The sequence below is a fragment of the Polynucleobacter sp. UB-Piko-W3 genome (genome assembly GCF_018881635.1).
Classification (GTDB): domain Bacteria; phylum Pseudomonadota; class Gammaproteobacteria; order Burkholderiales; family Burkholderiaceae; genus Polynucleobacter.
This window is the reverse complement of sequence record NZ_JACVPY010000002.1, coordinates 1697044-1716823: the sequence shown is the minus strand read 5'-3', so window position 1 is coordinate 1716823 and position 19780 is coordinate 1697044. Positions and strand designations below refer to the sequence as shown.

Sequence of the window (19780 nt, the reverse complement as noted above, 5' to 3'; positions counted from 1 at the left end):
ATATATATAAATCAATGGATTACAAACAATTTCGGAGGTTAATGTTTATCTTTATTCCGAATCTTCATGAAATTTGAGTTTTGCACTGATCTGTGCATAACTTTCATCAAAATTTCAAACCTAAGTTAGCGGCTACTCAGGATTATGACTTAGATCTAAGAGCCCTTGAGCGCTGAATAACTGCTTCTGCCAATGCTGTCACACTTTCAGGCGGGGTAAATTGCGAGATTCCGTGACCCAAGTTGAAGATGTGTCCGTCAAGAGGGTGCAACCCTGGTTTAAGGGGTGGAGCGCTCGCTAGATCCTCCAGCAGTAGATTTGCCTGCTCAGCTATCTGTTTGGCTTCGGAGAAGAGGATTAGGGGATCTAGATTGCCCTGCAATGCCAAAGGCTTATTCAATGCAAGCAATTGTTTGCGGGCACGACTTAGTGACATAGTCCAGTCCATTGCAATAACATCGGCGCCAACCTGTGCCATGTCATTCAACCAAATTCCGCCACCTTTAGTAAACATAATCACAGGGACTTTTCTACCCTCATGCTCACGTGGCAACAAAGAAATCACTTTTTGCATGGATGCCAGAGACATTCTTTGATACCAACCATCTGGCAGCATGCCGCCCCAAGTATCAAAAATCATCAACGCTTGCGCACCCGCTTTTAATTGCTCAGTTAAGTACGAGGCCACTGATTGGGCATTAATGTCGAGAATATGCTGCAACAAATCAGGGCGACTAAACATCATGGTTTTAGCATGACGAAAATCTTCTGAGCTAGAGCCATCAATCATGTAGCAAGCCAATGTCCATGGACTTCCAGAGAAACCAATCAAGGGCACGCGTTGCTTACCATCCTGAATTAATGCCTTGCGAATCTCAGAAACTGCATCAAATACATATTGCAACTGACCCATGTCGGCTACGCGCAATTTTTTTACTGCCTCTTCAGTTCGAAGAGGGTGATCAAAACTAGGGCCTTCGCCTGCGGTAAATTTAAGCCCTAATCCCATTGCATCAGGAACAGTCAAAATATCAGAGAACAAAATCGCTGCATCTAATGGATAGCGGTCCAAAGGCTGAAGGGTCACCTCAGTTGCATATGCAGGGTTTTTAGCTAGTCCGAGAAAACTTCCGGCCTTAGCGCGTGTCGCATTGTATTCAGGGAGATAGCGGCCGGCTTGGCGCATTAGCCAAAGCGGTGTTTGATCAATAGCTTCGCCCAGACACGCCTTTAAAAACCGATCATTTAAGAGCATTGGGATGGTCAGGGATTATTTTTTACGACGGAAACGGGCAATTGCGGCCAATTGTGCCGCTGCCATAGCAAACTCAGATTGAGCCAAAGCCAAATTAAAGTCGGTCCCACGATTTTGCATCGCCTCTTCTGAGCGTCTCTTTGCTTCTAGCGCCTTTGCTTCGTCAAGATCATGCCCGCGAATAGCGGTTTCAGCTAATACGGTGACGCGATCTGGCTGAACTTCTAAATAACCACCGGCAACAAACACGAACTCTTCATCGCCATCTGCTTTTTCAATGCGTACTGAGCCAGGGCGAATGCGTGTAATTAATGGGGTATGGCCATGTAAGATGCCGAGCTCACCACCTTCGCCTGGAAGGGCAACAAACTTGGCCTCTCCACTGAAAATAGATCTCTCTGCACTCACCACATTGACATATATGTTTGACATAATTTCCTTGGGCGAAAGCGATTAAAGCTTCTTAGCTTTCTCGATAGCTTCATCAATTGAACCCACCATGTAGAACGCTTGCTCTGGCAAGTGATCCAGCTCGCCGCTACAAATCATCTTAAAGCCGCGGATGGTTTCTTTTAGTGGCACATATTTGCCTGGTGAACCAGTAAAGACTTCAGCAACGTGGAAAGGCTGGGACAAGAAACGCTGAATCTTACGAGCACGTGATACAGCCAATTTATCTTCTGGTGATAATTCGTCCATGCCCAAAATCGCAATAATGTCGCGCAATTCTTTGTAGCGTTGCAATGTCATTTGTACGTCACGAGCAACTTCATAGTGCTCTTGACCAACCACTTGTGGGTCAAGCTGACGGCTGGTTGAGTCTAATGGATCAACCGCTGGGTAAATACCCAAAGCAGCAATGTCACGTGACAACACAACCGTGGAGTCTAAGTGCAAGAAGGTTGTTGCAGGGGATGGATCGGTTAAGTCATCCGCAGGAACGTAAACGGCCTGAATAGAAGTAACAGAACCGGTCTTGGTAGAGGTAATACGCTCTTGTAACTTACCCATCTCTTCGGCCAATGTAGGCTGGTAACCCACAGCAGAAGGCATACGACCGAGCAACGCAGAAACTTCAGTGCCGGCCAAGGTATAACGGTAGATGTTGTCAACAAAGAACAAAATATCACGACCTTCGTCACGGAATGCTTCAGCCATTGTCAAACCAGTCAACGCAACGCGTAAACGATTGCCTGGAGGTTCGTTCATCTGACCAAACACCATCGCCACTTTGTCGATAACGTTCGATTCTTTCATCTCGTGGTAGAAGTCATTACCTTCACGAGTCCGCTCACCAACACCGGCGAATACTGATAAACCTGAGTGTTGCTTGGCGATGTTGTTAATCAATTCCATCATGTTGACGGTCTTACCAACACCCGCACCACCGAACAAGCCAACCTTACCGCCTTTAGCGAACGGGCAAACCAAGTCAATAACCTTAATACCGGTTTCTAACAAGTCAACCGAAGGTGATAGCTCATCAAACTTTGGTGCTGGCTGGTGAATCGCGCGCCGCTCTTCGGTAGCAATCGGACCTGCATCATCAATTGGGCGCCCTAAAACATCCATGATGCGGCCTAAAGTTGCGGGGCCAACTGGGACAGAAATTGGCTTACCAGTAGATTTCACTTCCATGCCACGACGCAAGCCATCGCTCGCACCCATGGCAATCGCGCGAACTACGCCGTCACCGATTTGTTGCTGAACTTCAAAGGTCAAACCTTTTTCAGCAAATGATTTTTCTCCGCTATCAACCAATGTCAGCGCATCGTAGATGCTTGGCATTTTATCGCGTGGGAACTGAATGTCCACCACTGGACCGATACATTGCACGATATTTCCGTTACTCATCGCATTTCTCCGCTTTTAATTCCTGAATTCTTTCGTATTTCTAAATGCTGACCGCTTAAACAGCGGCCGCTCCGCCAACAATTTCAGATAGCTCTTTGGTAATAGCAGCTTGTCGTGTTTTGTTGTAATCCAATTGCAGTTCACCGATCACGTTCTTCGCATTATCTGACGCAGCCTTCATTGAGACCATGCGGGCAGATTGCTCAGAAGCCATATTTTCGGCAACAGCTTGATAAATCATTGCTTCAACATAACGCTTTAATAAGCCATTCAAAATGGACTCAGCATCAGGTTCGTAAATGTAATCCCAAGATGGTCCTGCTTTATCTTCAGGCGCCAGCTGCGCTGGCTCCAAAGGCAAAAGCTTTTCTAAAATAGGCTCTTGTTTCATTGCATTTACAAAGCGGGTGTATGCCAAATAGACAGCATCAATCTCGCCACGCTCAAACGCTTCTAATTGGGCGGTAATTGCACCAATCAACACATCTAAATGTGGCGTATCGCCTATTTGAATCGTTTGGGAAATGAGCTTTGCTTTAGAGCGGTTCAAAAATTGAAGGCCTTTTGAACCAATCGCAGTGTAAGCAATCTCAATATTTTTTTCCTGAAAATCGCGCACTTGGTTCGCAACCAAACGCAGTACGTTGGTATTCAAACCGCCGCACAAGCCTTTGTCTGTTGTCACCAAGATCGTGCCAACTTTCTTCACTTCACGAGTAGCCATGTATGCAGGGCGGTACTCAGGATTTGCTTTAGAAAGATTAGCAACAATTTCACGAATTTTTTCAGCATATGGGCGCGCATTACGCATGCGCTCCTGGGCGCGACGCATCTTAGATGCGGCGACCATTTCCATTGCCTTTGTGATCTTGCGCGTGTTTTGCACGCTCTTGATCTTGGATCGTATCTCTTTTGTGCTTGCCATGATTTATGCGAGCCCTCCTAGAAAGAGGCTGAGCGCTTGTAATCCTCAATTGCGGCACGCAAAGCAGCTTCGTCATCTTTGCTGAGATCTTTGGTTTCTTCAATACGCCCAACTAAATCAGCGTATTTAGATTTCAAATGATCTTGCAAACCTTTTTCGAATGGCAATACGTTCTTCACTTCAATGTCATCAAAGAAACCATTATTGACAGCATAGAGTGAAGCAGCCATTTCCCAAACTTGAAGTGGCTTGTACTGGGCTTGCTTACACAACTCTGTTACGCGACGACCGCGCTCGAGCTGCTTACGTGTTGCTTCGTCAAGGTCAGAGGCGAACTGAGCAAACGCTGCCAATTCACGATACTGCGCTAAGTCGGTACGAATACCGCCAGACAATTTCTTAATCACTTTAGTTTGTGCAGCACCACCAACACGAGAAACTGAAATACCGGCATTAATCGCAGGGCGAACACCCGCATTAAATAGGTCTGTTTCCAAAAAGATCTGGCCGTCAGTAATCGAAATCACGTTCGTTGGAACGAATGCTGAAACGTCGCCCGCTTGAGTTTCAATAATTGGTAATGCAGTCAAAGAACCGGTTTTACCTTTTACTGCGCCGTTGGTGAGCTTCTCAACGTACTCAGCATTTACACGGGCAGCACGCTCTAGTAAGCGGGAGTGGAGGTAGAACACGTCGCCAGGATAAGCTTCGCGACCTGGTGGGCGGCGGAGCAATAAGGAGATTTGACGATAAGCAACCGCTTGTTTAGTCAAGTCATCGTAAACAATCAAAGCATCTTCGCCGCGATCGCGGAAGTATTCGCCCATCGTGCAACCTGCGTATGCAGAGAGGTACTGCATCGCTGCAGACTCAGAAGCGCTCGCCGCAACAACCACGGTGTATTCCATCGCGCCCAATTCAGTGAGCTTACGAACAACGTTTGCAATCGTAGAAGCTTTTTGACCAATCGCAACGTAAACGCAATAAACACCTTTGCCTTTTTGGTTAATGATCGCATCAACCGCAACAGCTGTCTTACCTGTTTGGCGGTCGCCAATGATCAACTCACGCTGACCACGGCCAATTGGAACCATCGCATCGATCGCCTTCAAACCAGTTTGAACTGGCTGGCTAACAGATTGACGTGCGATAACGCCAGGAGCAACCTTTTCAATAAAGTCAGTTAACTTGGTATTGATTGGGCCCTTGCCATCAATCGGCTGACCAAGCGCGTTTACAACGCGCCCGAGCAACTCTGGGCCAACAGGAACTTCCAAAATGCGGCCAGTACATTTGACTGAGTCGCCTTCTTTAATGTGGGTGTATTCACCCAATACCACCGCACCAACTGAATCACGCTCAAGGTTCAAAGCGAGGCCAATGGTGTTGTTTGGGAATTCCAACATTTCGCCCTGCATCACGCCAGACAAGCCGTGTACGCGGCAAATACCGTCGGTCACTGAAATAACAGTGCCTTCGTTGCGAGACTGGGTGTCAACACCCATTTCGCTAATTCGGCTTTTGATCAGCTCGCTGATCTCGGAAGGGTTGAGTTGCATTACTTACTCCTGGGTCTTATTTCGTATGTTCTTAATAGGGATAACTTATGCGCCAAGACTTACTTGCATTTGAGCTAACCGTGCCTTTACAGAACTATCCATCACCTCATCACCAACTTGAATGCGAACACCGCCAATCAATGCTGGGTCTATCTGAATAGTTGGGCGTAAATCTCTACCCCCAAAGCGCTTCTTCAAGCTTGACAACAAATCATTTAACGCAGATCCCTCTATGGGGAATGCGCTGGTAATCATTACTTCTGCCGCGCCTTCGCTTTTGTTCTTCATCGCCTCAAATTGACTGGCAATTTCTGGGATGGCTGCCAAGCGATGGCTTTGATTCACGAGACTTAAAAAACTTGAGACTTTGCCGTCTAACTTTGTCTTCACCATGCCAGATAAAAGCTTGGTCAAATCTCCTGCAGAAACTTTTGGGTTGTTAGACAAACTAGCAACTTCAGGCAGCACAGCAAGCTGTGCCAACTCATTTAGTTGCTCCAACATAGAAGCAAGTTCAGCAGGCTTGGCGCTTTGGAAAAGCGCTTCAGCATAAGGACGGGCAATTGTGGCTAACTCAGCCATATCAGAGCTCTGCCTTCAGCTGATCAAGCAATGCGCCGTGCGCTTTAGCGTCAACCTCACGGCGCAAAATTTGCTCAGCACCTTTAACGGCCAATACAGCAACTTCCGCACGCAACACTTCGCGTGCGCGCGTCACTTGTTGATCTGCATCTTCTTTGGCTTGAGAAATAATGCGCGTAGCTTCCGCTTGTGCGTTGGCACGAATTTCATCGGCCGACATTTGTGCGCGTTTTTCTGCTTCAGCTACACGTAGCACACCTTCTTGACGTGCTTTAGAAAGCTCTTGCTCAGCCGCATTATTTGCGAGCGCTAATTCTTCTTTTCCACGCTCGGCAGCAGCCAAACCATCGGCAATTTTGGTTGAACGCTCATCCAATGCCTTTACTAATGGAGGCCACACAAAACGTGCAACTACCCACCATAAGACAAAGAAGACGATCATTTGCGCGAATAGGGTCGCGTTCAGATTCACGATATTCCTTTCAGTATTGTTGAGAACGGTTGGATGACCCGTTGGTCATCCACGCCAAAACAATTACTTAATAACTGCGAGCAGTGGGTTTGCGAAAGCAAACAACATTGCAACACCAACGCCAATCAAAAACGCAGCATCGATCAAACCGGCCAAAAGGAACATTTTGGTTTGCAATTCGTTGATGAGCTCTGGTTGACGGGCAGCGCCCTCAATGAACTTGCCACCCATGAGGCCAATGCCCAAACAGGCTCCTAAAGCGCCGAGGCCGATGATAAGGCCAATACCGATCGCGGTGAGTCCTTGAATGTTGGCTAAGAATGCTTGCATGTCTACTCCTAAGTATTGAAAGTGAGGTTAAAAATAAAAAGGTTAATGGTGACTATGAGCTTGGCCTATGTAGACCAAAGTCAACATCATGAAAATAAAAGCTTGTAACAAAATGACCAAAATATGGAAGATTGCCCAAGCAGAGCCCGCGAGCACATTGCCCACAAAGCCAAGCATGTACAAATCCAGATTAAAGGTCCACATACTTCCTAAAAGGGCGATCAACAAAAAGATCAACTCGCCTGCGTACATATTTCCAAAAAGTCGCATTCCTAAGGAAACGCCTTTAGCAACATATTCAATGATGTTCAAAATGAGATTGAATGGCGCTAGGTACCACTTTGCGCCGAAGGGAGCTGAGACAAGCTCATGCATAAAGCCGCCAAAACCTTTGACCTTGAAGCTATAAAAAAAGACTAATAGCAACACTGAGAAAGACATGCCGAGGGTGGCGTTCAAGTCGGTGGTGGGAACAATCTTGTGGTGCGGAACGTGCACACCAAAACCTTCAATGAAGTGATTTACACCAACAACCCAATCAACTGGGACCAGGTCTAGCGTGTTTAAAAGAATGATCCAGCAAAAAACAAAGAGTGCTAGAGGTGCAATATAAGACCTGTCGCCGTGAACAATTCCCTTTGATTGGCTCTCGACCATTTCAACCAACATTTCAACTAAACATTGAAAGCGTCCTGGGACACCAGGTGAGGCTCTGCGAGCAGCAAGCACCAATAAAAATACCGTAACCAAGCCCATGAGGGTGGTCCAAAAAATGGTATCGAAATGAATAACACTGAAGTCAATGATGGATGCCTGTGGCCCCCCAATATTATTGAGGTTTTGCAGATGCTCTGCAATGTAAGCGGTGGGTGTAAGCGCTTCTGTGGCCGCATGTTGGCCTACTTCTGCTGCTACTTTAACTTCACTAGACATCTCTTACTTGTCCTTGTTTATATACATCTTGCTACTTCCAGAACCACGCCAACAGATAACACTTAAGCGTAGCTAAATAAGTAACAAGCAACGGGATCCATTTCAAATCAGGCTGCTTTAGGGCAAAGCCTATGAACAAAACGATAGTTGCTAGGATTTTGATAAATTCACCAGAAACCACTGCCGCCAAAAAGCCGCCGGGGCTGGATTTGATGCTTTTCTTTGCCGCCTCTATTCGCATTAAAAACAGCGCTGAAGGCAAAAATCCAATCAAACCGCCTACTAAAGCCGAATAAGTATAAACGCTTTTGTCAGCTAGACTCGAAAAAACAAAGCAAGCACCGGCAATTAGTAGGGTAATCGCCACCTGACCTAAAACAACCCACCATCCATTTAATGAAGCGAAATTTCGTGGCTTTGCCTTGCGCAAAGCGTCCATTTCTTCCTTGCTGAGAGCCCTGTGGGAATCGCTCTCAACTTCGTCCCATTCGCGCTTATTGATTAGCTGCTTTCTATTCACAAAATACTTTTCATCGGGCCGGCAAAAGCTTGCTAAGCAGCTTCAATACCCAACTTTTTTAATAAGGAATCAAGCTCATCAAACTGACTAAAGCCGATTCGGATCTCTCCGCCCCTACCTTTAAACTTAAATTCCACGTTTAATCCTATTAAATCAGCGATTTCTTGTGAAAGACGACGCATATCAGGGTCGCGGCTTGGCGCACTAGCGCCTGCCTTGGTTTTGGGCTTTTTATCCCCAATCTGACCACCGGCAATTGCTAAGGCCGCAGACATTTTTTCCGCTTCGCGCACCGATAGGCCTTGAGCGGCAATTCTTTGGGCTAGCGCAACCTGGCTAGCGCCCGGCAATGGCAACAGAGCACGGGCATGGCCCATGTCGATATCGCCAGCCAATAGCATCGCCTGAACAGGTTTTGCCAGCTGAGCTAAGCGCAATAAATTGGTAATCGCGCTACGAGATTTTCCTACTGCTTTTGCAGCCTGCTCATGAGTAAAACCAAACTCTTCAATCAGCCTTGCCAGGCCCTGTGATTCTTCCAGAGGATTTAAATCCTCCCGCTGCATGTTTTCAACTAAAGCCATTGCCGCCGCTGCCTGATCATCTGCACCAGAAACTAAGACGGGCACCTCTTTCAGTCCAGCAATAGAGGCCGCCCTAAAGCGTCGCTCGCCAGCAATGATTTCGTACTTGCCTGGAGCTACAAGCCTTACTAACAATGGCTGCATCACGCCCTGTTCACGAATGCTTTCTGCTAATTCTTGCAAAGCACTGGCCTCCATTTTTTGACGGGGCTGATATTTGCCGGCCTGAAGTGCGGTCAATGGCAAACGGTTGATATCTGTAGTGGAGTTTGCTTGCTGAGTTTTTTCGCCGAGGAGCGCCTCTAGCCCTCTGCCCAAACCTTTTTTCTTAATGGCAACCATACTGTTTTAATCTTTCTAAAAGTTACAGATGTTTGATGCGCTCGATCATCTCGGCGCCAAACTCTAAATACGCCTTTGCACCTCTTGATGAACGATCAAAAGCTACCCCAGGAAGCCCATAGGATGGGGCTTCTGCCAAACGCACATTGCGGGGAATAATGGCCTTAAATACTTTGTCACCGAAGTGTTCAAGCAACTGATCGGACACTTGCTGTTGCAATGTCATACGCGCATCAAACATTACACGTAGCAAACCAATGATGGCTAAATCGGGATTCAAATTTGCATGCACTTGTTTAATCGTGTTCACCAAATCTGACAAACCTTCGAGCGCAAAATATTCACACTGCATTGGAACGATGACGCCATTTGCTGCGCACAATCCATTGAGCGTTAACAATGACAGTGCGGGGGGGCAGTCAATCAAAATGAAATCGTAATCATTGGCCACTTCTGCTAAAGCATCTTTCAGACGTGATTCGCGTGCATCGATATCTACTAATTCGATTTCTGCACCAGCCAAATCACGATTTGCTGGCAACACATCGTAAGCAGAGCTTTCGCAGCGTTGCGCACAATCTTTGACTCTGGCTTGCCCAATCAAAACCTGATAAACGCTGTTATTTAAATCTGCTTTTTCAACCCCAGAACCCATAGTGGCATTGCCCTGCGGGTCTAAGTCAACCAGCAATACCCGCTGCTTCAGTCCAGCCAAGCCAGCAGCCAAATTTACAGCTGTAGTGGTTTTACCAACGCCACCTTTTTGATTTGCGATACAGAATATTTTTGCCATGGCTGTTGTGTTTTTTCTAAAGGGGGGGGTGTGATTTTCTCATGGGGCTCAACACCAAAATGCGTCGCTCCACTGATAAATTGGGTATATGTAAGGGCTCGTCGGCTAACAAACGCCAATCACTCATACAAACCTCTTGCATCTCTTCATCTGCACGCTTGCCTTTCATTGCAAATACAAGTCCATCAGGCTTTAAAAAGGGCAGGGAAAGCTCTAAAAAGCGCGCAAGGCTAGTAAAGGCCCTTGAAATTACGGCATCGAATTGGCCTTTTTGATGCATTGCAGCATTTTCAACTCGCTCACTCAGAATATTGATGTTTTTTAACTTCAACCTTCCTCGAGCATGCTGAAGAAAAGCGGTTTTTTTTCTAACTGCCTCGATTAAGCTGAGGTGCCATTCTGGCTCAACAATGGCAATCGGAATTGCGGGTAAGCCGCCGCCCGACCCAAGGTCTGCAATTTTAGGGTTGGGGGCTTTTAAAAACTGCCTTAAAACAGGTAAAACTGCAATAGAATCAATAAGATGTAATTGAATAGAATCGGCTTCACCCTCAATTGCAGTAAGGTTATGAACCTGATTCCAGCGGCCCATTTCTTGCAGAAAAAGCTCTAAGTCAGTTATATTTGCCGCGCTTAAATTTAAACCTAGGCCCTCAATTCCCAGAGCAAGCAAACCTTGGCTCATGTGGTTTCTTGGGGGCGCCCCAAACCTTTTTTCAGATGAACGAGCAGCAAAGAGAGTGCTGCTGGAGTCACCCCAGAAATCCTGCCGGCCTGTCCCAATGTTTCAGGCTTGTGCTGATTCAACTTTTGTTGAACTTCCTTGGATAGACCCAATACATGGGAGTAATCCAGGGCCTCGGGGAGAGGAAAGCTCTCGTTATGCTCTTGGCGGGCAATTTCAAGGGCTTGACGCTCAATATAGCCTTGATACTTCACTGAAATCTCGACCTGGTCACTAATTTGTGCAGCAAGCCCAATATCGTCATCCAAGGTTCCGGGCGACCATAAACCATTGCCCAGGCCTGTAATCGCCTCATAAGTAACACCCGGGCGCCTCAAAAGCTCAGTCAGGGTGCACTCATGCGACAAATCTTGGCCCAACAGCTCCGAAACCAAGGGGGCAGCCTCATGCTTTGGCCCGACCCAGATATCCTGCAGACGAGATGTTTCACGTGAAACAGCCTCCTGTTTCCTGCAAAATACTTCCCAGCGGTAATCATCAACTAAGCCTAGGTCGCGCCCAATAGGGGTTAAGCGCATATCGGCGTTATCTTCCCTCAAGCTAAGGCGATACTCAGCTCGACTAGTAAACATTCGATAGGGCTCCTGAACCCCACGAGTAATTAAATCATCCACTAATACGCCAATGTAAGATTCGCTTCGCTTAGGCAACCAGGGCTCTTTACCCTTGGCAGCAAGTCCAGCGTTAATGCCGGCCAGCATTCCTTGGGCTGCGGCCTCCTCATAGCCAGTGGTGCCGTTAATCTGCCCAGCAAAGTAAAGACCAACAATGGCCTTCGTTTCTAGGCTGTGGCTTAACTGGCGGGGATCAAAGAAGTCATACTCAATCGCATAACCAGGACGAACAATCACCGCAGACTCCAGGCCACGAATACTTCGGACCAGATCCCACTGAATATCAAAAGGCAAGCTAGTCGAGATTCCATTGGGGTAGAACTCGTTTGTAGTTAAGCCCTCTGGCTCCAAAAAGATCTGGTGACTATTTCTAGAGGCAAAACGATGAATTTTGTCCTCAATAGAAGGGCAATAACGCGGGCCAACCCCCTCAATTAATCCGGTATACATGGGCGAGCGATCTAAGCCACCCCGAATAATGTCATGGGTCTTTTCGTTGGTATGAGAAATCCAGCAGGGCACCTGTTTTGGATGCTGCTCCGGACGCCCCAAATAAGAAAACACTGGCACTGGGTCCAAATCTCCTGGTTGCTCAAGCATGGCCGAGAAATTAATGGTTCGACCATCAATGCGGGGTGGAGTGCCAGTCTTGAGCCTGCCCTGTGGGAGCTTTAGCTCTTTTAATCGTGCAGACAGAGAAACTGCTGCTGGATCACCGGCGCGGCCACCAGCATAATTATTTAAGCCAACATGAATTTTTCCATCCAAAAAGGTTCCCGCAGTTAGGACAACCTTTTTGGCCATAAACTCTAAGCCCATTTGAGTTACAACACCCCTAACCTCATCGCCCTTAACTAAAAGATCATCAACTGCAGCCTGAAAAAGAGTAAGGTTTTCTTGATTCTCTAAGCAACGACGTATAGCCGCCTTGTACAGTATTCGGTCCCCTTGGGCTCGCGTTGCCCTTACCGCAGGTCCCTTGCTAGAGTTAAGAATACGAAACTGGATTCCAGCCTCATCAGTTGCTGCAGCCATGGCACCGCCCATAGCATCAATTTCTTTAACTAAGTGGCCCTTACCAATGCCGCCGATGGAAGGGTTGCAGCTCATTGCGCCCAAGCTCTCAATGCTATGGGTAATTAATAGAGTATCGCAACCCATGCGCGCCGCAGCTAAAGCGGCCTCAGTCCCAGCATGACCGCCGCCAACTACGATGACATCGAAACTTTTGGAATAACGCATGATTTGCCTCAGATAGGGCGATGATCATAGCATTTTGTTTGTTTCACGTGAAACAAAAGCCATCAAAAATATAAGCAAATTAAAACTAGTCTTTATAAGCCTTTGATTTAATTCAAGAAATAAGCATTCCATGCAGACTTCAGAATTAACGCACTCACAATTACCAGAAAAGCTTTTCTCACAAAAGCACTTCCATGTCGAATTGCCAGCCGGCTACCGAATTGGCTTCCCACGATATTGGCAACCATCATGGCAATTCCGAGGGGCCAATTAATTTGCCCCAGGCTGGCCAACAAGGAAATCGCCGCGAGGTTTGTTGCAACGTTTACCAACTTTGTTGCAGCAGATGCATGCAAAAAGTCAAAAGCAAAAAATCTTACAAAGCCAAAAAGTAAAAAGCTCCCGGTGCCAGGACCAAAGAAGCCATCGTAAAACCCAATAGTTAACCCAAGTGCAGCGGCTTTAAATTGCTGAAAACGACTTTCGCCTTTGGGAGCGTGGGCCTCACCAAGCGACGGTTGAAACCAGGTGTAAAGCAAAAGAAAAAGCAGAACGAAGGGCAGCGCCTTTCGTAAAGGCTCTGCCGGGAAAGTGCTGACGGCGCTAGCACCTAATAGCGATCCCACAAAACCTGCCACGATTGCAGGCAATACAACGGCCCAGGGCAGAGAAACATGACGTAAATATTTTCGCGCAGCATTTAAAGTTCCGCCAACAGCAGAAACTTTATTAGTAGAAAGCAATGTTGCGGGATGCTCGCTAGGGTAAGCAGTAAATAGAGCGGGGACCTGAATTAAGCCGCCACCGCCAGCCACTGCATCGACAAGGCCTGCAAAAAAAGCCGCCGCCAATAGCAAGGGCCAAACGAAAATTGAAAATTCGATAACAAACTCATTCAAAAAAATAATCATAAGGTCTTACATGGCGGCCTTATTCAAAATGTATTTTAGTCATAGGAAATTGTAGATGTGGTTTCGGATTTGCCTGCCATTACAATCGAGCGATGGACTTCTCTTTAACGCCCAAACTAGAAGGGTTGCGGGATCGGACACGATCATTTATTCGCGATCAAGTGATTCCGTTCGAAAAAGACCCGCGACAAAATGAGCATGGTCCCGACGAGGGTCTCCGTAAAGAATTAATGGAGTTAGCGCGCAAGGCGGGATTGCTGACGCCCCATGCCTCAGTTGAAATGGGCGGTTTAGGTTTAAGCCATGTAGAAAAAGCCATCATTTTTGAGGAGGCGGGCTACTCCTCGTTAGGGCCAACCGCGATGAATATCCACGCACCCGATGAAGGCAACATTCATTTGCTGGAAGAAATCGCTAGTCCAGAACAAAAAGAGCGTTGGCTTCGCCCCCTGGTTGCAGGAAAAATTCGATCGTGCTTTGCCATGACAGAGCCCGCTCCCGGCGCCGGTTCAGATCCTTCAATGCTCATGACGACAGCCATCAAAGATGGTGAAGACTATCTTATTAATGGTCAAAAGTGGTTTATTACTGGGGCCAATGGAGCTGACTTTGTCATCATCATGGCTCGCGGTGAAGACGGCTCTGCAACTATGTTTTTGTCAGACATGAATGCCCCGGGTATTGAGCTTGTTCGAAATATGGATGCGATGGATAGCTGCTTTGTTGGCGGACATGGCGTTCTTCAGTTTAAAAATTTACGCGTCTCTTCCAAACAAATATTAGGCGAGCTTGGCAAGGGCTTTAAAAATGCCCAAGTACGTTTAGCGCCTGCTAGGCTAACCCATTGCATGCGTTGGCTTGGTCAAGCGCAACGCGCCCAAGATATTGCAATTGCCTACGCAAAGAAAAGAGAGGCGTTTGGGAAAGTTTTAGGCGAGCATGAGGGTGTTGGATTTATGTTGGCAGATAACGATATGGATCTGCAAAGCTCTCGACTAAACATTTGGCATACCGCCTGGCTTTTGGATCAAGGGCAGCGTTGCAATTTTGAGTCTAGTCGCGCTAAAGTCATTTGCTCTGAGGCTGAGTGGCGAGTAGTAGATCGTTGCGTACAAATATTGGGTGGCCAAGGTGTCACCGGTGAAACAGCTTTGATGAAAATTTTTAAAGATATGCGTGGCTTCCGAATTTATGATGGGCCAAGCGAGGTACACCGCTGGAGCATGGCTCGAAAAATGATTGCAAACAAAGAACTCAAGCAATGAATATCGGCCAGCTGTTTCGCTTAGATAATAAAACAGTCTTTATTACAGGCGCATCTAGCGGCATTGGTAAACATTGCGCCATCTTGCTGTCTCAAGCAGGCGCAAAGGTAGCCATCGCATCACGCCGCATAGATCAACTGCAATCTGTTGTAGATGACATTACCCAATTGGGTGGCCAAGCGAAAGCATTTGAATTAGACGTCACGAGCAAAAAAAATGTGACGAAGTGTTTTGATGAACTTGCGAAATGGTCATTGCCAACGATTGTTATAAACAATGCGGGCATCAGTATCAATCGCAAACTGCTTGATCAAACTGAGGAAGATTGGGATCGAGTAATCGATACCAATCTGAAAGGTTCTTGGTTGGTTGCTACTGAAGCAGCACGGCGCCTAGCCGCCGCTAATACACCAGGTAATATTGTCAATATTGCCTCTATCTTGGGAGAGAGGGTTATCGGTGGAGTGGCTCCTTATGTCATCTCAAAAGCGGGAGTAGTCCAGCTCACAAAAGTAATGGCACTTGAATTAGCGCGCCATCAAATCCGAGTCAATGCCTTGTTACCAGGCTATGTGATTACTGACCTCAATCGCGAATTTCTCCAAAGTGAGGCTGGACAAAAAATTCTGGCGCGCATACCGTCGAGGCGTTTCAATAATTTAGAAGATTTAAATGGGCCATTATTGTTGCTAGCTTCTGATGCCAGCACTGCAATGACTGGTGCAACGATTGCGGTAGATAGCGGCCACCTGATTAACGGCTTATAAATACAAATTGCTTATGCAAACCCCCTCTTTTCAAGAGTCGCTTGGTAAGCACTTAAATACGTTAGGCCTATGCAAAGGCCCCATCGAACTTAGTCAATTAACTGGCGGCCAATCAAACCCGACATTCAAAATTAGTAATGGCAATTCCCATTACGTACTTAGAAAAAAACCGAGTGGGATTTTATTGCCATCAGCACATGCGGTAGATCGAGAGTATCGCGTAATGAAAGCGCTGGCGGCTACAGATGTCCCCGTTCCCCAAATGCTAGCTTATTGTGATGATGAGAGCATTATTGGAACTGCGTTTTTTATCATGGAATATCTAGATGGGCGCGTCTTTGCAGACCAATCTTTGCCTGGCCTAGCGGTCGGTGAGCGCCATCAGATTTACGAACAAATGAATCACACTATCTCTGCTATACATCGCCTAGATTATGTGTCGCTTGGATTAGAAACCTTTGGCAAGCCTGGCAATTATTTTGCCAGGCAAATTGCGCGCTGGTCTCGGCAGGTAAGGGAAGCCAACATTTCCATTCCCGATTCTCTTAACAAGCTAATGGACTGGTTACCTGTGCACATCCCGGCTGAAGATGAGACCTCGCTAATCCATGGCGACTTTCGAATGGACAACCTCATCTTTCACAAAACAGATTTACGCATCATTGGTGTTTTAGATTGGGAGCTTTCTACACTTGGAAACCCGCTGGCTGACTTTGCCTACCAATGCATGGCCTGGAGAATTCCGCCGACCCTATGGCGCGGAATACAAGGCCTCAACTTGGTTGGCTTGGGAATTCCTAGTGAATCCGAATATATCGCTATGTATGAAAAACAAGTGGAAAGATCGATTTCAGAGCGTTGGCCGTTTTTGATGGCCTACAACTTATTTCGAATTTCAGCAATTTTGCATGGCATTACCAAGCGAGCGATGGATGGGAATGCCAATGCGAGCGATGCCATTGAAAACGGGGCTAAAGCGGGCGCGCTTGCTGATCTCGGCTGGGCTTGTGCCCAACCGTAAAGCTATTGCTTTTTAGTAAAGATCCCGACCAAGCCGCGGCGAAAGGCCATTACACAGAAAACAAAGATCAGCCCCGTAACAATGGTGACGGATTCTCCCAAAGAGTTAAACCAATTAACACCAGTAATTTGAGCCAAGAAGTTTCCAATCTCACCCACTCTATGCTCCAGCAGCACAATTACCAGAGATCCAACGAATGGGCCCGCCAGGGTGCCAACACCACCAACCAAGGTCATCAAAATAACCAGGCCAGACATTGACCAGTGCACATCTGTCAGCGTCTCAAAACCTAACACCAAAGCTTGAACGGCTCCAGCCAAACCGGCCAGCGCAGCAGACAAAATAAAAACTAAAAACTTAAAGCGATTGACGTTATAGCCTAGAGATATTGCACGTGGTTCGTTTTCTTTAATCGCCTTTAGGATCTGTCCAAACGGGGAAGAAATGATTCTGGAAATGAATAAGAATCCAGCAAGCACTGTAGCTAAAACAAAGTAGTAAAGATTCAAATCAGCCTGTAAGTCAATTAAGCCAAACAGCTCGCCCCTTGGAATGCCTTGAAAACCGTCCTCACCCCCAGAAGCTGGGGCTTGCAGGCAAATAAAGTAAAACATTTGCGCTAAGGCCAAAGTAATCATAGAAAAGTAAATACCTTGTCTTCTAATTGCAAGACCACCAATCAGGGCGCCCAAGGCCGCAGCAAATAAAACACCAAGAATGATTGCGCCGCCAGGGCCAACACCCATATCGCGCATCAAATATCCCGCACAGTAACCCGCACCACCAAAAAATGCTGCGTGGCCAAAAGATAAAAGCCCTGTATAGCCCAACAATAAATTAAATGCTGCCGCGAAAAGTGCAAAGCACAAAATCTTCATTAGGAAAATGGGATAAGCAAAAAATGGTGCGGCTATTGCGACAGCAAGAATTGCCAGAAAGAGCCAGAACTTAAGTGATTTCATTTTTCCCGCCCAAACAGGCCTGCTGGCCTAAAGAGCAAAACAATCACCATGATCGCAAACACCACAGTGCTTGAAGCTTCTGGATAAAACACCTTAGTCAAACCCTCAACCAAACCCAATCCTAGGCCGGTAACAATTGACCCCATGATGGAGCCCATGCCGCCGATCACAACCACAGCAAAAACAACAATGATGAGGTTAGAGCCCATCAAAGGCGAAACCTGAATAATTGGCGCAGCGAGTACGCCTGAAAAAGCTGCGAGCGCCACGCCAAACCCATAAGTCAGCGTTGTCATCAGAGGAAAGTTCACCCCAAATGCCTGAACGAGTGTTGGGTTTTCTGTGCCAGCGCGCAAATAGGCGCCAATACTGGTTTTTTCTATCACGTACCAAGTGGCGAAACACACCGTTAGGGAGGCAACCACCACCCATGCGCGATAGTTTGGCAAAACCATAAATCCTAAATCGGTGGCGCCACGCAAGGCCTCGGGAGCGCTGTAAGACAAGCCTGAGGCCCCATATATGGAGCGCAGCACGCCTTCAATAAAAAGCGTTAAACCAAAAGTCAACAATAATCCGTATAAATGATCAAGCTTATACAAATGCCTTAGCAACAAACGTTCAATCACGATACCAATCAAACCAACAACAATTGGTGCCAATATCAGCATCACCCAATAGTTGATTCCAAAATATTGTCCGGCCATCCAAGTTACAATGGCGCCCAACATAAACATGGCGCCATGTGAAAAGTTGATGACATTTAAAAGGCCAAAGATCACCGCCAATCCCAAACTGAGGATTGCATAAAAGCTGCCGTTAACCAGCCCCAAAAGGAGCTGGCTTAACAGGGCAGAAATAGAAAGGCCGAAGATTTCCAAGATTACTTATTGGCGCACTGAGAATAGGCCTCTGGAGCAAACGCTTTCTCGCCGGGCACGGTAGCGACTAGCTTGTAGTAATCCCATGGGCTTTTAACTTCGCTTGGTGATTTAACTTCATACAGGTACATATCGTGGACCATAGTTCCGTCCTTGCGGATATATCCATTTTTTGTAAACATGTCATTAATTTTGACCTTACGTAATTGCTGCATCACCTTGTCTGAATCGCTGGTGCCGGCCGCTTTAACAGCATTCAAGTAAGTCATCGTGGATGAATAATTTCCTGCCTGTACCATTGTTGGCATGCGCTTCATTTTTTCGAAGAAACGTTTTGCAAACTTGCGAGTCTGGTCATTCTGATCCCAATACCAGGCCTCAGTAGCAAGCAAGCCTTGTGCATTTTGGATGCCAATTGCGTGCACATCAGTAATAAATACCAACAAACCAGCAATCTTCATGGTTTTGGTAATACCAAACTCATTGGCAGCCTTAACGGAATTAATTGTGTCTCCACCTGCGTTCGCTAAGCCTAAAACCTGAGCTTTTGAAGCCTGCGCCTGCAATAGATAAGATGAAAAATCGCTTGCATTTAGTGGGTGCTTGGAGGTTCCCAAAACTTTTCCACCGCTGGCATTAATCACGTTAGTTGCATCTTTCTCAAGGGCATAACCGAAGGCGTAGTCAGCCGTCAAAAAATACCAAGTCTTTAAGCCTTTATCCATCATCCCTTTAGCCGAACCGTTTGCTAAGGCAACCGTGTCATAGGTGTAATGGATGGTGTATGGGGTGCACTGTTCATTGGTTAGTGCAGAAGTGCCGGCGCCGTTATTGATGTAAATGCGTTTTTTCTCTGCGGCCACCTTTGAGGTTGCTAGCGCAGTTCCAGAGTTGGTTCCACCAAAGACAACGGTAACGCCATCCTGGTCAATCCACTCTCTAGTTTTAGATGCGGCGATATCTGCTTTGTTTTGGTGGTCGGCTGAAACCACTTCAATTTTTTTACCTAAAACACTGCCACCAAAGTCGGCAATAGCCATCTTGATTGCCTCCAAACCACCCTGACCATCAATGTCTGAATATAAACCAGAGATGTCAGTAATAAAGCCGATTTTGACGGCAGATGGATCCGCCGCATTTGCACCGCTAGAGACTGCGGCCAAAGCCGCCACTGCCATAGAAATTAAAGTTCGTTTCATTATTTTTTTCCTTTAAAAATAAAC

At 46.7% G+C, this 19780-nt stretch carries 21 protein-coding genes; 3 read left to right on the top strand and 18 right to left on the bottom strand.

From position 1 onward, the window contains the following. Window positions 1–142 precede the first annotated feature (142 nt). From hemE to ICN31_RS09040, 15 genes are all read right to left on the bottom strand, one after another. Window positions 143–1261, bottom strand: coding sequence for a uroporphyrinogen decarboxylase (gene hemE, locus ICN31_RS09110; protein WP_370624331.1), 1119 nt, complete (start codon window positions 1259–1261; stop codon window positions 143–145). A gap of 9 nt (window positions 1262–1270) precedes the next feature. After that, the gene (locus ICN31_RS09105; RefSeq protein WP_216260603.1) at window positions 1271–1687 is read right to left on the bottom strand and encodes a F0F1 ATP synthase subunit epsilon; all 417 of its coding nucleotides are present in this window, start codon (window positions 1685–1687) and stop codon (window positions 1271–1273) included. A gap of 21 nt (window positions 1688–1708) precedes the next feature. Further along, window positions 1709–3109, bottom strand: coding sequence for a F0F1 ATP synthase subunit beta (gene atpD / locus ICN31_RS09100; RefSeq protein ID WP_216174718.1), 1401 nt, complete (start codon window positions 3107–3109; stop codon window positions 1709–1711). Between the two features lie 55 nt (window positions 3110–3164). Then, window positions 3165–4034 carry a F0F1 ATP synthase subunit gamma gene (atpG, locus tag ICN31_RS09095; RefSeq protein WP_216260600.1) on the bottom strand — a complete coding sequence of 290 codons (870 nt, stop codon included), beginning with the start codon at window positions 4032–4034 and terminating at the stop codon, window positions 3165–3167. Between the two features lie 17 nt (window positions 4035–4051). Beyond that, window positions 4052–5593: a F0F1 ATP synthase subunit alpha gene (atpA, locus tag ICN31_RS09090; protein ID WP_216260598.1), complete on the bottom strand. Its 1542-nt coding sequence runs from the start codon at window positions 5591–5593 to the stop codon at window positions 4052–4054. Window positions 5594–5638: 45 nt separating this feature from the next. Then, entirely contained in the window at window positions 5639–6175 is a 537-nt protein-coding gene (locus ICN31_RS09085) for a F0F1 ATP synthase subunit delta (protein ID WP_216260596.1), read from the bottom strand. 1 nt (window position 6176) lies between these two features. Continuing rightward, a complete protein-coding gene (locus tag ICN31_RS09080; protein WP_088525586.1) occupies window positions 6177–6647 on the bottom strand; it encodes a F0F1 ATP synthase subunit B in 471 nt (156 codons plus the stop codon). Between the two features lie 63 nt (window positions 6648–6710). After that, window positions 6711–6977, bottom strand: coding sequence for a F0F1 ATP synthase subunit C (gene atpE, locus ICN31_RS09075; protein ID WP_028818346.1), 267 nt, complete (start codon window positions 6975–6977; stop codon window positions 6711–6713). Between the two features lie 42 nt (window positions 6978–7019). Beyond that, on the bottom strand, window positions 7020–7910 hold the full coding sequence (gene atpB / locus ICN31_RS09070) for a F0F1 ATP synthase subunit A (RefSeq protein WP_216260593.1): 891 nt from the start codon (window positions 7908–7910) through the stop codon (window positions 7020–7022). A gap of 31 nt (window positions 7911–7941) precedes the next feature. Beyond that, window positions 7942–8430, bottom strand: coding sequence for an ATP synthase subunit I (locus ICN31_RS09065; protein WP_370624315.1), 489 nt, complete (start codon window positions 8428–8430; stop codon window positions 7942–7944). Between the two features lie 32 nt (window positions 8431–8462). Continuing rightward, window positions 8463–9356, bottom strand: a complete 894-nt coding sequence (locus tag ICN31_RS09060; protein ID WP_216260591.1) for a ParB/RepB/Spo0J family partition protein — start codon at window positions 9354–9356, stop codon at window positions 8463–8465. A gap of 22 nt (window positions 9357–9378) precedes the next feature. Next, window positions 9379–10149 carry a ParA family protein gene (locus tag ICN31_RS09055; RefSeq protein WP_088525582.1) on the bottom strand — a complete coding sequence of 257 codons (771 nt, stop codon included), beginning with the start codon at window positions 10147–10149 and terminating at the stop codon, window positions 9379–9381. Window positions 10150–10165: 16 nt separating this feature from the next. Then, window positions 10166–10834 carry a 16S rRNA (guanine(527)-N(7))-methyltransferase RsmG gene (rsmG, locus tag ICN31_RS09050; RefSeq protein WP_216260589.1) on the bottom strand — a complete coding sequence of 223 codons (669 nt, stop codon included), beginning with the start codon at window positions 10832–10834 and terminating at the stop codon, window positions 10166–10168. Then, window positions 10831–12750, bottom strand: a complete 1920-nt coding sequence (gene mnmG / locus ICN31_RS09045; protein ID WP_216260587.1) for a tRNA uridine-5-carboxymethylaminomethyl(34) synthesis enzyme MnmG — start codon at window positions 12748–12750, stop codon at window positions 10831–10833. The genes rsmG and mnmG overlap by 4 nt, the downstream gene beginning before the upstream one ends. Before the next feature lie 107 nt (window positions 12751–12857). Next, complete coding sequence (locus ICN31_RS09040; RefSeq protein ID WP_216260586.1) at window positions 12858–13661, bottom strand: TSUP family transporter; 804 nt, start codon at window positions 13659–13661, stop codon at window positions 12858–12860. 92 nt (window positions 13662–13753) lie between these two features. Here ICN31_RS09040 and ICN31_RS09035 point away from each other — a divergent pair, with 92 nt between their 5' ends. Genes ICN31_RS09035 through ICN31_RS09025 form a run of 3 tightly spaced genes read left to right on the top strand, consistent with a single transcriptional unit; the run spans window position 13754 to window position 16714 of the window. Then, window positions 13754–14926: an acyl-CoA dehydrogenase family protein gene (locus tag ICN31_RS09035; RefSeq protein WP_216260584.1), complete on the top strand. Its 1173-nt coding sequence runs from the start codon at window positions 13754–13756 to the stop codon at window positions 14924–14926. Continuing rightward, a complete protein-coding gene (locus tag ICN31_RS09030; protein WP_216260582.1) occupies window positions 14923–15693 on the top strand; it encodes an SDR family NAD(P)-dependent oxidoreductase in 771 nt (256 codons plus the stop codon). Before ICN31_RS09035 ends, ICN31_RS09030 begins: the two co-directional genes overlap by 4 nt. Before the next feature lie 13 nt (window positions 15694–15706). Continuing rightward, on the top strand, window positions 15707–16714 hold the full coding sequence (locus ICN31_RS09025) for a phosphotransferase family protein (protein ID WP_216260580.1): 1008 nt from the start codon (window positions 15707–15709) through the stop codon (window positions 16712–16714). Window positions 16715–16716: 2 nt separating this feature from the next. Here ICN31_RS09025 and ICN31_RS09020 read toward each other — a convergent pair whose 3' ends face one another. From ICN31_RS09020 to ICN31_RS09010, 3 genes are read right to left on the bottom strand one after another with little or no spacing between them, the layout of a single operon-like run. Then, entirely contained in the window at window positions 16717–17676 is a 960-nt protein-coding gene (locus tag ICN31_RS09020; RefSeq protein ID WP_216260578.1) for a branched-chain amino acid ABC transporter permease, read from the bottom strand. Next, window positions 17673–18557, bottom strand: coding sequence for a branched-chain amino acid ABC transporter permease (locus tag ICN31_RS09015; protein ID WP_216260576.1), 885 nt, complete (start codon window positions 18555–18557; stop codon window positions 17673–17675). Before ICN31_RS09015 ends, ICN31_RS09020 begins: the two co-directional genes overlap by 4 nt. A 2-nt stretch (window positions 18558–18559) precedes the next feature. Continuing rightward, window positions 18560–19756: an ABC transporter substrate-binding protein gene (locus ICN31_RS09010; protein WP_216260575.1), complete on the bottom strand. Its 1197-nt coding sequence runs from the start codon at window positions 19754–19756 to the stop codon at window positions 18560–18562. Window positions 19757–19780: the final 24 nt, after the last annotated feature.

Coding starts and splice junctions, on each gene's coding strand:
- ICN31_RS09035 (WP_216260584.1), top strand. CDS start 13,754: ATGGACTTCTCTTTAACGCCCAAACTAGAAGGGTTGCGGGATCGGACA.
- mnmG (WP_216260587.1), bottom strand. CDS start 12,750: ATGCGTTATTCCAAAAGTTTCGATGTCATCGTAGTTGGCGGCGGTCAT.
- ICN31_RS09025 (WP_216260580.1), top strand. CDS start 15,707: ATGCAAACCCCCTCTTTTCAAGAGTCGCTTGGTAAGCACTTAAATACG.
- rsmG (WP_216260589.1), bottom strand. CDS start 10,834: ATGAGCCAAGGTTTGCTTGCTCTGGGAATTGAGGGCCTAGGTTTAAAT.
- atpE (WP_028818346.1), bottom strand. CDS start 6,977: ATGCAAGCATTCTTAGCCAACATTCAAGGACTCACCGCGATCGGTATT.
- atpD (WP_216174718.1), bottom strand. CDS start 3,109: ATGAGTAACGGAAATATCGTGCAATGTATCGGTCCAGTGGTGGACATT.
- atpA (WP_216260598.1), bottom strand. CDS start 5,593: ATGCAACTCAACCCTTCCGAGATCAGCGAGCTGATCAAAAGCCGAATT.
- ICN31_RS09085 (WP_216260596.1), bottom strand. CDS start 6,175: ATGGCTGAGTTAGCCACAATTGCCCGTCCTTATGCTGAAGCGCTTTTC.
- ICN31_RS09055 (WP_088525582.1), bottom strand. CDS start 10,149: ATGGCAAAAATATTCTGTATCGCAAATCAAAAAGGTGGCGTTGGTAAA.
- ICN31_RS09020 (WP_216260578.1), bottom strand. CDS start 17,676: ATGAAATCACTTAAGTTCTGGCTCTTTCTGGCAATTCTTGCTGTCGCA.
- ICN31_RS09010 (WP_216260575.1), bottom strand. CDS start 19,756: ATGAAACGAACTTTAATTTCTATGGCAGTGGCGGCTTTGGCCGCAGTC.
- ICN31_RS09060 (WP_216260591.1), bottom strand. CDS start 9,356: ATGGTTGCCATTAAGAAAAAAGGTTTGGGCAGAGGGCTAGAGGCGCTC.
- ICN31_RS09030 (WP_216260582.1), top strand. CDS start 14,923: ATGAATATCGGCCAGCTGTTTCGCTTAGATAATAAAACAGTCTTTATT.
- ICN31_RS09040 (WP_216260586.1), bottom strand. CDS start 13,661: ATGATTATTTTTTTGAATGAGTTTGTTATCGAATTTTCAATTTTCGTT.
- ICN31_RS09105 (WP_216260603.1), bottom strand. CDS start 1,687: ATGTCAAACATATATGTCAATGTGGTGAGTGCAGAGAGATCTATTTTC.
- atpG (WP_216260600.1), bottom strand. CDS start 4,034: ATGGCAAGCACAAAAGAGATACGATCCAAGATCAAGAGCGTGCAAAAC.
- atpB (WP_216260593.1), bottom strand. CDS start 7,910: ATGTCTAGTGAAGTTAAAGTAGCAGCAGAAGTAGGCCAACATGCGGCC.